Origin of the sequence: Emcibacter sp. SYSU 3D8 (assembly GCF_039655875.1) — a bacterium.
Taxonomy (GTDB): Bacteria; Pseudomonadota; Alphaproteobacteria; order SMXS01; family SMXS01; genus RI-34.
In genome coordinates, this window is the sequence record NZ_JBBYXK010000001.1 from 1 (window position 1) to 13,730 (window position 13,730).

The 13,730-nt window shown below is 63.4% G+C and carries 13 protein-coding genes; 8 read left to right on the forward strand and 5 right to left on the reverse strand.

The genetic code is table 11. From position 1 onward, the window contains the following. The 6 genes from WJU21_RS00005 to WJU21_RS00030 form a co-directional block, all read left to right on the forward strand. Positions 1-160 (forward strand): SDR family oxidoreductase (locus tag WJU21_RS00005; RefSeq protein ID WP_346322422.1); only part of this gene is annotated, 160 nt, incomplete at its 5' end. A 210-nt stretch (positions 161-370) separates the two neighbouring features. After that, positions 371-1,345: a thiamine pyrophosphate-dependent dehydrogenase E1 component subunit alpha gene (locus WJU21_RS00010; protein ID WP_346321328.1), complete on the forward strand. Its 975-nt coding sequence runs from the start codon at positions 371-373 to the stop codon at positions 1,343-1,345. 16 nt (positions 1,346-1,361) lie between these two features. Continuing rightward, the gene (locus WJU21_RS00015) at positions 1,362-2,375 is read left to right on the forward strand and encodes a pyruvate dehydrogenase complex E1 component subunit beta (protein WP_346321329.1); all 1,014 of its coding nucleotides are present in this window, start codon (positions 1,362-1,364) and stop codon (positions 2,373-2,375) included. A gap of 87 nt (positions 2,376-2,462) precedes the next feature. Next, positions 2,463-4,046: a 2-oxo acid dehydrogenase subunit E2 gene (locus tag WJU21_RS00020; protein ID WP_346321330.1), complete on the forward strand. Its 1,584-nt coding sequence runs from the start codon at positions 2,463-2,465 to the stop codon at positions 4,044-4,046. Positions 4,047-4,184: 138 nt separating this feature from the next. After that, positions 4,185-5,591, forward strand: a complete 1,407-nt coding sequence (locus WJU21_RS00025; RefSeq protein ID WP_346321331.1) for an MmgE/PrpD family protein — start codon at positions 4,185-4,187, stop codon at positions 5,589-5,591. Between the two features lie 43 nt (positions 5,592-5,634). After that, positions 5,635-6,474 (forward strand): nucleotidyltransferase family protein, encoded by an 840-nt coding sequence (locus WJU21_RS00030; RefSeq protein ID WP_346321332.1) that lies wholly within the window; start codon positions 5,635-5,637, stop codon positions 6,472-6,474. Between the two features lie 75 nt (positions 6,475-6,549). Here the strand turns inward: WJU21_RS00030 and WJU21_RS00035 are convergent, their stop codons facing one another. From WJU21_RS00035 to WJU21_RS00050, 4 genes are all read right to left on the reverse strand, one after another. Beyond that, positions 6,550-7,866, reverse strand: coding sequence for a nucleotide sugar dehydrogenase (locus WJU21_RS00035; RefSeq protein WP_346321333.1), 1,317 nt, complete (start codon positions 7,864-7,866; stop codon positions 6,550-6,552). 42 nt (positions 7,867-7,908) lie between these two features. Next, positions 7,909-8,664, reverse strand: coding sequence for a glycosyltransferase family A protein (locus tag WJU21_RS00040; protein ID WP_346321334.1), 756 nt, complete (start codon positions 8,662-8,664; stop codon positions 7,909-7,911). A gap of 32 nt (positions 8,665-8,696) precedes the next feature. Beyond that, positions 8,697-9,800, reverse strand: coding sequence for a hypothetical protein (locus WJU21_RS00045; RefSeq protein ID WP_346321335.1), 1,104 nt, complete (start codon positions 9,798-9,800; stop codon positions 8,697-8,699). A 163-nt stretch (positions 9,801-9,963) separates the two neighbouring features. Further along, positions 9,964-10,650: a hypothetical protein gene (locus WJU21_RS00050; protein ID WP_346321336.1), complete on the reverse strand. Its 687-nt coding sequence runs from the start codon at positions 10,648-10,650 to the stop codon at positions 9,964-9,966. 217 nt (positions 10,651-10,867) lie between these two features. Here WJU21_RS00050 and WJU21_RS00055 point away from each other — a divergent pair, with 217 nt between their 5' ends. After that, positions 10,868-11,731, forward strand: a complete 864-nt coding sequence (locus tag WJU21_RS00055; protein ID WP_346321337.1) for a hypothetical protein — start codon at positions 10,868-10,870, stop codon at positions 11,729-11,731. A 192-nt stretch (positions 11,732-11,923) separates the two neighbouring features. On the opposite strand, the gene WJU21_RS00060 is transcribed toward WJU21_RS00055, so the two are convergent. Next, positions 11,924-12,445 carry a DUF1993 domain-containing protein gene (locus tag WJU21_RS00060; RefSeq protein ID WP_346321338.1) on the reverse strand — a complete coding sequence of 174 codons (522 nt, stop codon included), beginning with the start codon at positions 12,443-12,445 and terminating at the stop codon, positions 11,924-11,926. Positions 12,446-12,596: 151 nt separating this feature from the next. Here WJU21_RS00060 and WJU21_RS00065 point away from each other — a divergent pair, with 151 nt between their 5' ends. Further along, entirely contained in the window at positions 12,597-13,724 is a 1,128-nt protein-coding gene (locus tag WJU21_RS00065; RefSeq protein ID WP_346321339.1) for a glycosyltransferase, read from the forward strand. The last annotated feature ends 6 nt before the right edge of the window (positions 13,725-13,730 follow it).

Sequence of the window (13,730 nt, forward strand, 5' to 3'; positions counted from 1 at the left end):
CTTCTTCAAGCATGTCCTCTCGACCATCGCCATGGGCCGCTACGGCAAGCCCGAGGAAGTCGCCAACGTCATCGTCTTCCTGCTCTCCTCGGCGGCCAGTTGGGTCACCGGCGTCAACGTCACCGTCGACGGCGGCCAGAACAAACGCGTCAAGTTCTGAGCCAAACGAACCGGAAAGGGCGGCGGAATGCCGCCCTTTTTCACGTCGCCAACGCCATGCGGGCGACATCTTCGGCGGCGACGCTGAAGGGCTAGACCAAGCGGCCTACTGTGCTACAGTCCGCTACCTCTATCGGTGCCGGACAGGCCTTGAACCACCTGGTCCGCGCAGGCACCGAACCGAGTACACATCTGGACCAGGGAGACACCAGTGCAATTATCACGTGAACAATTGCTCAAGGCGTACCGGCAGATGAAGACGATCCGCGAGTTCGAGGATCGCCTTCATGACGAGATCCCGAAAGGGCTCATTCCGGGCTTTACGCATCTATATTCCGGGCAGGAAGCAATCGCCGTCGGCGTTTGCGAGAACCTGAACGACAGCGACGCCATCACCTCCACGCACCGCGGCCACGGCCACTGCATCGCCAAGGGCTGCGACGTGAAGGGCATGATGGCCGAAATCTATGGCCGTGCGACCGGCCTGTGCGGCGGCAAGGGCGGCTCGATGCACATCGCCGACCTGTCGAAAGGCATGCTGGGCGCGAACGGCATCGTCGGCGGCGGTCCGCCGCTGGCCATGGGCGCCTCCATCGCCTTCCGCAACCGCGGCAAGGGTGAAGTGGCGGTGGCGCTGGCCGGCGATGGCAGCTGCAACTCGGGTCCGGTCTTCGAGGCCATGAATATGGCCGTGATGATGAGCCTGCCGGTGATCTTCGTGTTCGAGAACAACGGCTATTCCGAGCAGACCGCCCCGGCCTATGCGGTTGGCGCCGGCAAGACCGATCTGGTCCGCCGCGCCGAAGGCTTCGGCATGCCGGCGTCCAAGCATGACGGCACCGACTTCTTCGCGGTCTACGAAGCGACCCGCGAGGCCGTCGAGCGCGCCCGCACGGGTGGCGGCCCGACCGCTTTCGAGTTCAATTGCCTGCGCTATTTCGGCCACTTCGAGGGCGATCCCCAGAAGTACCGGATCAAGGGCGAGATCGAGATGGCCCGTGAGTCCATGGATTGTCTCAAGAACTTCCGGAAGCGCGTGACCGAGGCCAAGCTGCTCGAGAGCAGCGACATGGACGCGATCGACAGCGATGTCATGAAGCTGATCGACGAAGCCGTCGAGGAGGCCATCGCCGCGCCGTTCCCGCCGGACACGGACGTCACCAAGAACGTCTACATCAACTACTAGGGCAGGGGAGCATCGCATGGCTATCAAGACATATCGTGAGGCGATTACCGAAGCCCTGATGATCGAGATGGACCGCGACGAGCGGGTCATTATCATGGGTGAGGACGTCGCCGGCGGCGCCGGCGGTTCCGCCGGTGTTCGCGACAACCAGAACGGCATTTTCGGCACGTATCCGCAGTTCCATGCGCGGTACGGCGAGAACCGCTTCATCGACACGCCGATTTCCGAGGCCGCCATCGTCGGCGCCGCCGCGGGCGCGGCGCTTGCCGGGCTCCGCCCGGTCGTCGAGATCATGTTCGCGGACTTCATCGGCTATTGCCTGGATCAGATCATGAACCAGGCGGCCAAGTTCCGGTACATGTTCGGCGGCACGTCGCGGACTCCGATGGTGCTGCGCACTGCCTACGGCGCCGGCCTTTCCGCCGCCGCCCAGCATTCGCAGGCCATCTATCCGCTCATCACGCACATTCCGGGCATCAAGGTTGCCGTGCCGTCCAAGCCGGCCGACGTCAAAGGCCTGATGCTGACGGCGATGCGCGACGATGATCCGGTGGTGTTCTTCGATCACAAGGCGCTGTTCGGCGTGCAGGGTGAAGTGCCGGAAGGCGACACCGCGATTCCGTTCGGCAAGGGCATGCGCTACCGTGAAGGCAAGGACGCGACCGTGGTCGCCATCGGCCGCATGGTGCACTTCTCCGAAGCCGTCGTGGACAAGCTGTCCAAGGAAGGTGGCATCACCTGCGACGTCATCGACCCGCGCACCACGTCGCCGCTGGACGAGGATATCATCCTGGCCAGCGTCGAGAAGACCGGCCGGCTGATCATCGTCGACGAATCGCCGCCCCGTTGCTCGGTGGCCGGCGATATTTCGGCCATGGTGGCGATGAAGGGCTTCGACTTCCTCGACGCGCCGATCCAGATGGTCACCTCGGCTCACTCGCCGGTGCCGTTCGCTCCGAACCTGGAGCGGGCCTATCTGCCCAGCGGCGCCAAGATCGAAGAAGCGATCCGGAAGTCCGTCGAGTACTAAGCCGGGTTTGTTTGGCGTTGTCGCCCCGGCGGATGCAGTCATCCACCGGGGCGATGATGCGTTAAGGGGAATGAAGGAGAGATCGCCATGGCCAATATCAAGGCAATCATCATGCCGAAGTGGGGCCTTGAAATGGTCGAGGGCACCCTGGCCAAGTGGCATGTTGCTGAAGGCCAGCCCGTCGACAAGGGCCAGCCCATCATGGACGTTGAAACCGAGAAGATCGCCAACGAGGTCGAAGCCGACATTCCGGGCGTGATGCGCCGGCATGTGGCCCAGGAGGGCCAGGTGATCCCGGTCGGCGGCCTGCTCGGCGTGATCGCCGACAAGGACATGTCGGATGCCGACGTCGAGAGCTTCGTCAAGAGCTACCGCTCGGAGGCCGTGGGCCGCGTCGAGGCGCTGAGCTCGGACGCCGAAAAGGCGGATGAGCCGAAGGCTGATTCCGGCGCCGGTTCCTACGGCTCCGCACCGGTTGCAGCCGCGGCCGACGACGACGATGCCGGCGGTTCGGGCAAGCGCGCCTCGCCGCGCGCGAAGAAACTTGCCGAGACCCTGGGCGTCGACATCAACAAGGTGCCCAGCGAGGGCAACCGCGTTTCCGACCGCGATGTGCAGGCCTATTTCGACAGTCTGCAGAGCGAGGATGCCGCCGACGCGGCGCCCGCCGGCAACGTCCGGACCACGCCTCGGGTCAAGACGCTGGCCAAGAAGCTTGGCGTCGACCTGTCGGAAGTGAGCGGTACCGGCAACAACGGCCGCATCACCGAGGACGACGTGCGCGCCCATGCGGACGGCGCTGGCCCGCTCAACGAGGATGTGCGCAGCACGCCGGCAGTGCGCAAGCTGGCCAAGGAGCTGGGCATCGATCTCGCCCGCGTCCAGGGCTCGGGCAAGAACGGCCGCATCACGAAGGAAGATGTCGAAGCCGCCGCCGCCGCGCCGAAGGGTGCGCCTGCCGCTGCTTCGGCTGCCTATGTGCCGGGCGTCAACCCGCACACGGTCGAGCCGCTCAACTCCATGCGCAAGACCATCGCGCGCCGCCTGACGGAAGCCAAGCAGAACATTCCGCACATCTACCTCACCGTGGACGTGGAACTGGATCGCCTGCTGGCCCGCCGCCAGAAGTACAACGCGGCGAACGACGTGAAGACTTCGGTTAACGACTTCATCATCCGGGCCTGCGGCCTGGCGCTGAAGCACGTGCCGAAGATGAACGTGCAGTACCACGATGACGGCCTGCATTTCTTCCAGCACGCCGACATCTCCATGGCGGTATCGCTGGAAGGCGGCCTGATCACCCCGATCATCCGCGCGGCCGACGCCAAGAGCGTGGCCGAGATCGCCGCCGAAGCCAAGGACCTGGCGGTCCGCGCGCGCGCCGGCAAGCTGAAGATGGACGAGATCCAGGGCGGCACGTTCTCGATCTCCAACATGGGCATGCTGGGGATCAGGAACTTCGACGCCGTGATCAACCCGCCGCAGGGCGCCATCCTGGCGGTCGGCAAGGGCGAGGAGCGGATCGTCGCCCGTAATGGCGCGCCGGCCGTGGCGACCGTCATGACGGTGACTTTGTCCTGCGACCACCGCGCCATCGACGGCGCGCTGGGAGCCAGGTTCCTCGAGGTGTTCAAGGATCTGTGCGAAGAGCCGCTGGCTCTGGTTCTTTAGTCGCGCTGAATTGTTTTTCGGCAGGAAAGGGCGCGGTTTCCGCGCCCTTTCCGTTTCATGATGATGGTTGCCCCGGCCTGCCGCCGGGATTAGGTTGAGCCCGCTGCGCACTACGAGGGAAACGGCAAAGGTCGGCACATGAGCAAGAACCCGCTTGAGCTCTATGGCGCGTGGGTGGCGGAAACGCCGGCCGCCTGGCCCGAGGATGCGCTGGACTGGGCGCACCGCGAGTTCGTCGACCTGGTCGCCGTGATGATTCCCGGCGCCGCCGAGCCGGCCAGCCAATATGCGTTCAACGCGGTGCAGGACTGGGGACAGGGACCGTGCGCCGTGGCCGGCCAGCGCAAGCGGCTGTCGGCGCCCTGGGCGGCGCTGGTCAACGGCACCGCCGGACACGCCCTCGACTTCGACGACAATTTCGATCCGCCCAAGGCGCATGCCACCACGGTGCTCGCGCCGGCGATCCTGGCGCTGGCCGAGCAGGAGAACCTGTCCGGCGCCGCGTGCCTCGATGCCTATATCGTCGGCCTGCAGATCATGGGCCGGGTCGGGCAGGGCGTGAACCCCACCCACCGCAATCGCGGCTGGCACGCGACCGCCACCGTCGGCGTGATCGGTGCAGCGGCTGCCTGCGCCCGGCTGCTGAAGCTGGATGCGGCCGCTTCGGCCACCGCGCTGTCAGCGGCAACCAGCATGTCGGCGGGCTTCATGTCCCAGTTTGGCACCATGATGAAGCCGGTCCATGCAGGCCTTGCCGCCAAGGGCGGCATCATGGCGGCCGGCTTTGCCCAGGCAGGCATCACCGCCGGCATGGAGACGCTCGATGGCCGTACCGGCATGAACCGGCTGATGGTCGGTCCCGATTACGAGGCATTGCGCGACACCATCACCCATGTGGAGCACGGCCAGAACCTGCGCTACGAACTGGACAGCATCGGCGCGCCGCTGCTGATCACCGAGCACAAGTTCCGGGTAAAGCGCTTCCCCACCTGCGGCGCCATCCACCGCGCCATGGACGGCATGCTGGATCTGCGCGCCAGGCACGGCTTCACGGCCGCCGACGTGGCCTCGGTGGATCTGCATATGCCGCGCGTGCACTTCAACAACGTCATGTACACCGACCCGCAGGACCCGTTGCAGGCCAAGTTCTCGGCCGAATATGCCGTGGGCTGCGTGCTGGCGCGCGGCGACTGCACATTGGCGGATTTCCGACCCGACGCGGTGATGCGCGCCGATGTGCGCAGCCTGTTCCCGATCATTCACCGCCACCCGGTCGACAAGCTGGAGGGCGAGTTCCCCACCGAGGTCCATGTCACGCTGAAGGACGGCCGCCAGCTGAAAGCTGTCGTCGACATGCCTCTGGGCAGCAAGAAGGCGCCGTTCTCGTGGGCGCAGTACTGGAGCAAGTTCGACGCCTGCTGCGATGGCGTCCTGAGCGACCGCGACACCCGCGACCTGCGCCTGGCGCTGGAGCGGATGCCAAGCCTGCCCAATATCGGCGACCTGATGCGCCATGTCGTCCTGCCCTTCGCCCAGGTCGCCTGATCTGGCTCACCCTTCGGTTCCCCTTACAGCAGCAACGGATTTCATGTCGTCAAGACCACTCCACGAGTCCTTTCCGCCGGCCACCGTGCTGGTCATGGCCGCCAGCCGCCGGGGAGAAAACGATCCCGTCGCCCTGCTGCAGAACAAGTCCCACAAGTGCCTTGTCGAGATCGACGGCCAGGTGATGCTGGAACGCGTCATCGAGGCGCTGATCGACAGCGGCTGCTTCAATCGCATCTATGTCTCGGTCGAGAACGAGGACATCCTGCGCGCCACGCCGCGCATGATCGCGTGGCTGGACGAGGGGCGCATGTCGTTCGTGCTGTCCCGCGGCAACCTGGCCGACAGCGTGCTGTCGGCGGTGGACGTGATCCCGAACCCGTTGCCGCTGATCATCACCACCGGTGACAACGCGCTGCATACGCCGGAGCTGGTCCGCGACTTCATGCGCGGGTTCTGGACCCATGACGAGGATGTGTCGCTGGCCTTCACCCGCGACGATGTGGTGCTGCGCGATTACGCCAATTCGGGCCTCGCCTTCCACATGCTGAAGGATGGCGGCTATTCGGCCTGCAATCTCTACGCCCTGCGGCGCGAGCGGTCGCTGTCGGCGGTGCGTGTGTTCGAAAGCGGCGGCCAGTTCGGCAAGCGCCACAAGCGCATCCTGAAGGCGTTCGGCGTGACGCCCTTCATCGTCTACAAGCTGAAGCTGATGGGCCTGCACGGCCTGATCACCCTGATCGGCCGCAAGCTGCGGGTGACCATCGACCCGGTGCTGCTGGACTATCCGTTCGGCCCGATCGACGTGGACAACAAGAACTCCTTCGACATCACCGAAGAAACGTTGAAGAAGCGTCGCGGTGCGGCGGCGAAGGCGCCGTAACTCTCAGCAGCCATCCGCCGTCGTCCCCGCGTGCCATACGGCACGGGGTTGCCGGCGAAGGACGGGCCGCGTTCCTTACAATCGCTGGTCGACCATGTCCTTGGGCAGGATCGACTTTACGTCGTAGAGCACGGCGCCGGGTCGGCCGAGGGCGCGGATGCCCTGGGCGCCCATCTTGACGAACTCGTCATGGGCGACGGCCAGGATGATGCCGTCATATTTGCCGGTCTCCAGCGCCGGCACCGGCCGGATGCCGTATTCGTGCTCGCACTCGTCCGGGTTCACCCAAGGATCGTAGACGTCGACGGCGATGTCGAATTCGTGCAGGTGACCGACGATGCTGGCCACCTTGGTATTGCGCGCATCGGGGCAGTTTTCCTTGAACGAGAAGCCCAGCACCAGCACGCGCAGGTCGTCCCTCAGCAGGCCCTTGCGGCCGAGCAGGCGCACGAACTGGTTGACCACATATTTGCCCACCCGGTCGTTGATCCGGCGCCCGGCCAGGATCACCTCGGGATGGTGGCCGATTTCCTCGGCCTTGTGGGTCAGGTAATAGGGATCGACACCGATGCAGTGACCGCCGACAAGGCCCGGCCGGAACGGCAGGAAGTTCCACTTGGTGCCGGCGGCTTCCAGCACGTCGAGCGTGTCGATGCCCAGCCGGTTGCAGATCATGGCCAGCTCGTTGACCAGCGCGATGTTCAGGTCGCGCTGGGTGTTCTCCATCACCTTGGCCGCCTCGGCCACCCGCATGGACGGCGCCTTGTGGGTGCCGGCGGTGATGATGGTGCGATAGAGCGCATCGACGAAATCGGCCGCCTCAGGCGTCGAGCCCGAGGTGATTTTCTTGATGTCGGAGAGCTTCAGCTCCTTGTTGCCGGGATTGAGCCGCTCGGGGCTGTAGCCGGCGAAGAAGTCGCGGTTGAACACCAGGCCTGATACCTGCTCGAGCACCGGCACGCAGAATTCCTCGGTGCAGCCGGGATAGACCGTGGATTCATAGACCACCACGTCGCCGCGCTTGAGCACGTTGCCGATGGCGCGGCTGGCGGCTTCCAGCGGCGCCAGGTCGGGATGGTTGTGGCTGTCGACCGGCGTCGGCACGGTGACGACGAACACGTTGCAGCTTTTCAGGTCGGCCCATTCGCCGGTGAATTGCAGGTGCTTTGCGCCGCGCAACTCTTCCTCGGTCGCCTCCAGGGTGCTGTCGTGGAACCGCTTCAGCTCGCCGATGCGCTTGCTGTTGATGTCGACGCCGAGCACCGGATAATGGGCGGCGAATGCCACGGCCACCGGCAATCCCACATAGCCCAGGCCGACCACGCCGATGCGGGCGTCCTCGACCTTGAGGGGGAAGGCTTCCGGCGCGGTTTTGACGGCTGGCGAGCTCATGCGCGCTCCTAACGCTGTGTGGTCATTAACGCTGTGTGGTCACTAACGTTGTGTGGTTTGGGTCGGCCAGTAGCCGGACAGGATGCGGTGACCGCGCTGGCCTTTCTCGACCTCCTCGATCACCCGCTTGCCGATGCCCGACATGTTCTTGTCGTGCATGCGGTAATAGAAGATAGGCTCGGCGAGGTGCTTGCCCATCCAGCCATTGGCGACGATGCGCCGCCATTTGTGGTGCTTGGTGCCCTTGCGGATCGCCTCGTCATAGGGGCCGGCCTCCAGCACCGGCCTGGCCAGGCACATGGCCGGCTCGGGCACGAAGGAATATTCCTCCAGCAGCCTGGGGTCGAACGGCGTCGACTTGCCCCGGTCGAGGATCTCGCCGGTCTGCGAGATCAGCGTGCAGTCGGTATAGATGAAGCCGATGGAGGGATCGGTTTTGCGCGCCTCGATCAGCTCGGCGATGGTGCGGGCGGCATATTCCGGCGTCAGCAGGTCGTCGGAATCCTGGATCATGAAATATTCGCCGCGCACATGGGACAGGGCGCGGTTAAGCGCGCCCAGCTTGCCGACATTCTCGGGCAGTGCGATCAGCTTGGTGTCGAACAGATTGGTGACCTTCGACAGGGTTTCCGTCGCCACCGCCACCGAGTCATCGGTGCTGGCGTCGTCCACCACGATCAGCTCGATGGGGGCATAGGTCTGCTGGGCCACGGACCGGATCGCCTCGTCGATGAACCGGCCGTAATTGTAGTTGGGCATGACCACGGTCAGCAGGTTCGCCGGAATCTCGGTTGTCATCGGTCTCTCCAAAGGCTGGCTATAAGGTAGTCTCAGCCGCCTGTTTGTACAAAGAGGTTGTCGGGCGAGCGGTCGAGCCGCGCCATCAGCGCCCCGCATTCCCGGTCGATCATCGCCTTGTCGTCCGGCGAGACGGCGGACTGCTTCTCGGCGCTGTCCGAGGTGAACACGGTCTTGTCGCCGTCGTCCTTCGAGTGATAGCGGAACTGCTCGACCATCAGCTCGAACTCGCCGTCCCCCGGCTCGAAATGCAGGCCCTGGCGCAGGATCACCGGAAAGCTCTCGGGGCTGATCGCGGTATAGTTGATGTGGCGCACCCGACCGTCCGAATTCAGCGCCACCCGGAAATATTCGGCGAAACAGATCGCCAGATAGCGCACGTCGTCCATCCCGGTGGTCTCGCGCCAGTCCAGCCCGGTCAGGAACCCGGCCTGCGGCCGGCCCTTGGCCCACAGGATCGCGGTGGTCTCGCGCAGCACCGAGGCGATCACCTCCACCGCGTCGCGGTACAGGAACACGGCGGGCACCTCGGGGAACGCCTTGCTGATGAAATCCAGATACAGCGTGTTCCACGAGATGAACTTGACGAAGGAATAAAGCTGGTCCGGCCGGCGGCGGCGCGCCATGGCCAGCACCAGGTTGCGGAAGGCTTTCAGGTTCTCCGGCGTCGGCTCGGCCTCGTGCTCCCAATCATCGGTGATCGTGGCCCAGAAGCCGCGCTGCAGCGGGCCGGGCTGGTTCAGCACCACATGCCGGGGCGAGCGGGCGATGGCCTTCGCGGTCAGGGTCGATCCGCAGCGGGAGACGTGGAAGATCAGGCCGCTGGGGCTGATCGGGTCGGCCAGGATGCGGTCATCGAGCAGGATGGCGAAGTCGGTGGTGAACGCCTCGCCGATCTGGCCGCTCTGGGCCAGATGCTGCACCGTGTACATGAACTGCCATTCCTGGAACAGGTGGTCGCCGATATCGGCCCACAGCACCTTGCCGCCATCCGCTGGATCAATGGCGACCGGCACCAGGCCGTTCACGGCGCGAATCCGCTCGACCGCCGCATCGGCGCTCAGATGGGTGTCCGCAATCCTGGGTATGAGGTCCATGACCACTTCGTGGTCAGGCAATGCATAAAGCGCCTTCATCCGACTCCGTCAGGCATGAAGCAACCGGCCACGGCCGGAGGATGCGGGTGTATACGCCGGGGAGGGGTGGAGGTCAAGGAAGGGGTCTAGTTGAAAGGTGTCAACCTTTTCGCCTTCTCTACGGCACTTGCCGGACAATGCCACATTCCAAATATCGAGAAAATTACCTGTTATCTCGCTTTCTCAATGGCTCCATTCTCAAAATAGGAAAAAGTATCTCTTCGATCCGCGATATAGTGGCATTTGTACGTTCACTGATCTCGTCTTTAATATCTTTCGAATTGGATGCATACATCCCTGATCTAAGCTTTTTCGAGAACTCTGGATCGCTACCATTGTCATCAATATAAGCTTCAACATCTAGATGTAGTAGCCAAGGCTGACGAGATAATGTCTCAAGATTCTTGGCTAACTCCTCTGAAAACAAAGCGTGAGCTGTAGGCTGGCATGTATCTATCGCATCCCATTCTGCTCTAAATTTTTCGATCCTGTTATAATAGCCTTGAGCGGTGATCAATCGTTGCCGTCGTTTATCTGGCTGTATCTCCCATTGTGCATCCGTCTTTAGCTTTTCCTCAGCAGCATTCAGTTCATGAGCCCACATCACGGGCGCTCTAACGCGATCAATCGCGCGTCGCGCGCGATACGCTACCGTCAGAATATGTTCTGCCTGTTCAACTTGGCGCTCAGTGAGTTTCTGCCGTCTCCAATTGTCGAATGTGTTGGCTCCGATTCTTGCGGCAACTAATACAGCAGCGGCGGCTAAAAGTGTTCCCCATCCCTGAAGCATGGTGCCAGTAGCAGACCAATCAATCGTAGAACTGCATATTGAAAAAATCATCACCGCCATTCCTATCAAGTTGAATCGAATTATATCAACACCTTAAAAGATTGCATCTACCGCCTTTCACGCAATCTCCGCCCCCAGCAGTACGAGCCCCACGAAGAACTGCCGCCGGAACGCTTTCTGGTCCACGCACTTGCGCACCCATCCGCCGAGCCAGATGCATCGAAATTCCTATTCATTGCGTTTAGAATGGAAGCCGGAGGGTGATAAGGGCCAAACTATGGATCAAGCACTAATTGAATTTTTTCAGTCTCACTTCGAGGGACTGGAGGGGGTGATAAATTCAAACTTTTTCTCCGCTGCATTTGGTGCGTTTGCCGGCGCTTTTGGCGCCCAGAGGATTGCAGAACGCGCCAAACGGCGAGAGGAAAATGTTCTAGAATTGCGCAGCACAAATACCGCGATTATGATTTCTTTTGACATATGTAACATTCTTTTGAGTGTTAAAAAGCAACATCTTAGGCCGATGAAAGTGGGTTATGAGAATGACCGGGCAGCCTTCATTAAACATGTTGATACAGTGTCGCGGATCGGCGCGGGAGTTTTTCCGCCCTTTTTTTATACGGCGGATATGAAGACCTTGTTTATTCCACCGTTGCCGGTCGAACGCTTGGCAAAGGAAGTGTATGAGAAAGCGTCCCACGTCGGTAGACCGCTGAGCCTAATGACGATGCTGGGTCAGTCTGTCGAGACACTTGCCGCGTCGATGGATTCGAGGAACAGGTTATGCGAGGAGTTCCAACACCAATCACAGATGCCCCAGATTGATCGAGCATTTGCATACTTTGGGGTTCAAAAGGGCAACGTCCTTAACGAAACGTATCTCACCACCCTGTACGCTATATTCGATCAGGCGGACGACGGCATCATGTTTGCGAAGCTGCTTATTGACGACTTGGTTGAGCACGGAAACAAGTTGGCTACAAAAATGGGAATAGGCACGTCGAGTGTGAATAAGCCCGATTTCTCGATCGCGGTCAATGCGGGGCTGATGCCGGACGCTGCTAGATACACTGATTGGCTGACGGCCTTTAAAAAAGGTAGTTCGATCACTCATTGGGCCGATCTAGCGGCGCAGTTATAGTCCGCCTTCACTCTTCGCGGGACAATTCTAGGCCGGTCAGGTTGGGGACGGCGGGCATCACAAGCATCGGTGTTCCTCCACCCAGCGGATGCCACAGGCTACACCAAAGCAATCAACCCAACCCTCCGGGACACAACACGTGCGCCGGGATGACGGCTATAGGGGGTGTCAAACGGCAGCGAAAGCCCGCCCTTACCCCTTCAACCTTGGCGTGCCCATGTAGTCGCGCTTGCCCACGGGGGCGCCATTCTGCCGCAGGATGTCGTAGGCGGTGGTGGCGTGGAAGTGAAAATTGGGCATGGAAAACGACATCACGAACCCTTCGGATGTGAACAGCATGTCGGTGTCGCGCACCTTGAACACCATGTCGGCGCCTTCGCGGGCGTTGACCTCCTCCGGCGTCAGTGAACGCAGGGCGGCGGCGGTGTCGGCGATCAGGCCCTGCAGGCCGGCGTAATCGTAGGCCGGGCGCTCGCCGGGCAGGGAAAGGGCGCCGCTGAGCACCGCGTTCATGGCGTCGCCCGAATGGAAGGCGACCGACTGGATCTGGAAGCGGAACGGCAGCATGTCGGGGACCAGCCGCGCCTCGACGATCGCCTCGGGATCGGCGCCGGTGTCGCGGCAATGGGCGAGGCCCTTGGCCAGAAAGCCGCCGACGGCGTCCAGGGTCTGCAGGTAGCTCGTCACACTGATGTCGTAGAGAGAGATCGCCATGGTCGCCGTGCCTTCCTGGATTGCAAATTGTCGGCGTCCTGACTAGCACGCGGCGCGCCGTGCCCGCAGGATAATCGGCCGGTCGCTTCCGGGCGTCGCGGCCAGTGATTGGGCTGGCAAACCATGCCGCGTTGACGGATGCTGCCGGCGCATGGGGACCACGGCCAACGATCCGCTCGATATCCTGTTCGTGCTCGACAATCTGTCGGGCGGCGGCGCGCAGCGCGTGGCGGTGAACCTGGCGAACGGGCTGCAGGCGCGCGGCCACCGGGTAAGGGTGCTGCTGTTCGAGCATCGCGGCCCGCTGCGCGGGGCGCTGGCGCCGGCGATCCAGGTGATCGAGCTGGGGATCGGGCGGGCGCGGCATGCGCTGTGGCCGCTGGCCCGGATGATCGGCGCGCTGCGGCCGGGCGTGGTGCTGAGTTTCCTGCCGCACGTAAACGTGCTGGCCATCCTGGCGGCGCGGCTGGCGGGCGGCGCCAGCCCGGTCGTCGTCACCGAGCACAACCAGCCCGATCCGGTACTGCTGGCGATGATGTCGCCGGGCTATGCACGGGCCACCCGGCTGGCGCGGCTGCTCTACCGCTTCGCCGCGGCGCTGGTGTGCTGCACGCCCGGCATCAGACAGGCATGGGTGACCGGGCGGGGCCTGCGGGCCGACCGGGTCCATGCCGTGCACAATCCGGTTGTCACGGCCGAGATGCTGGACGGAACCGGCAGGCCGCCGGCCCATCCCTGGGCGCGCGATCCGTCGGTGCCGCTGATCGCGGCGGCTGGCCGGATGAGCGCCGAGAAGGACCTGGCGATGCTGCTGCGCGCCTTCGCCCGGCTGCGCCAGGGCCGCGCGGCGCGGCTGCTGCTGATGGGCAACGGGGTGCTGCGGCCCGAACTCGAGGCGCTGGCGGCGGCGCTGGGCATCGCCGACGACGTCGACATGCCGGGATATGTCGACGATCCACACGGGGTGTTCCGCGCGGCGCAGGTTGTGGCGGTGTCGTCGGTCAGCGAGGGCTTCTCCAACGTGGTGATCGAGGCGCTGGCCTGTGGCACCGGGGTGGTGGTCACCGACTGCTTCAGCCCGGCGGACCGGCTGACGATGCACGGCTGGGTGCAGGCCATGGTGCCGGTGGGCGACGATGCGGCCATGGCGCGGGCGCTGGCCGAGGCGATCGACGCACCCTCGGACCCGGACGCGCTGCGCGCCCATGTCAGCGGCCTGACCTCGGCGGCGGCCATCGACAATTATGAGGCGGTGCTGCGCAGGGTGCTGGCCCGCTAGGGTCGG

What these genes read in the sequence shown, in the direction of transcription:
- WJU21_RS00015 (WP_346321329.1), top strand. Translation starts at nt 1,362, where the DNA reads ATGGCTATCAAGACATATCGTGAGGCGATTACCGAAGCCCTGATGATC.
- WJU21_RS00020 (WP_346321330.1), top strand. Translation starts at nt 2,463, where the DNA reads ATGGCCAATATCAAGGCAATCATCATGCCGAAGTGGGGCCTTGAAATG.
- WJU21_RS00025 (WP_346321331.1), top strand. Translation starts at nt 4,185, where the DNA reads ATGAGCAAGAACCCGCTTGAGCTCTATGGCGCGTGGGTGGCGGAAACG.
- WJU21_RS00030 (WP_346321332.1), top strand. Translation starts at nt 5,635, where the DNA reads ATGTCGTCAAGACCACTCCACGAGTCCTTTCCGCCGGCCACCGTGCTG.
- WJU21_RS00035 (WP_346321333.1), bottom strand. Translation starts at nt 7,866, where the DNA reads ATGAGCTCGCCAGCCGTCAAAACCGCGCCGGAAGCCTTCCCCCTCAAG.
- WJU21_RS00040 (WP_346321334.1), bottom strand. Translation starts at nt 8,664, where the DNA reads ATGACAACCGAGATTCCGGCGAACCTGCTGACCGTGGTCATGCCCAAC.
- WJU21_RS00045 (WP_346321335.1), bottom strand. Translation starts at nt 9,800, where the DNA reads ATGAAGGCGCTTTATGCATTGCCTGACCACGAAGTGGTCATGGACCTC.
- WJU21_RS00050 (WP_346321336.1), bottom strand. Translation starts at nt 10,650, where the DNA reads ATGGCGGTGATGATTTTTTCAATATGCAGTTCTACGATTGATTGGTCT.
- WJU21_RS00055 (WP_346321337.1), top strand. Translation starts at nt 10,868, where the DNA reads ATGGATCAAGCACTAATTGAATTTTTTCAGTCTCACTTCGAGGGACTG.
- WJU21_RS00060 (WP_346321338.1), bottom strand. Translation starts at nt 12,445, where the DNA reads ATGGCGATCTCTCTCTACGACATCAGTGTGACGAGCTACCTGCAGACC.
- WJU21_RS00065 (WP_346321339.1), top strand. Translation starts at nt 12,597, where the DNA reads ATGGGGACCACGGCCAACGATCCGCTCGATATCCTGTTCGTGCTCGAC.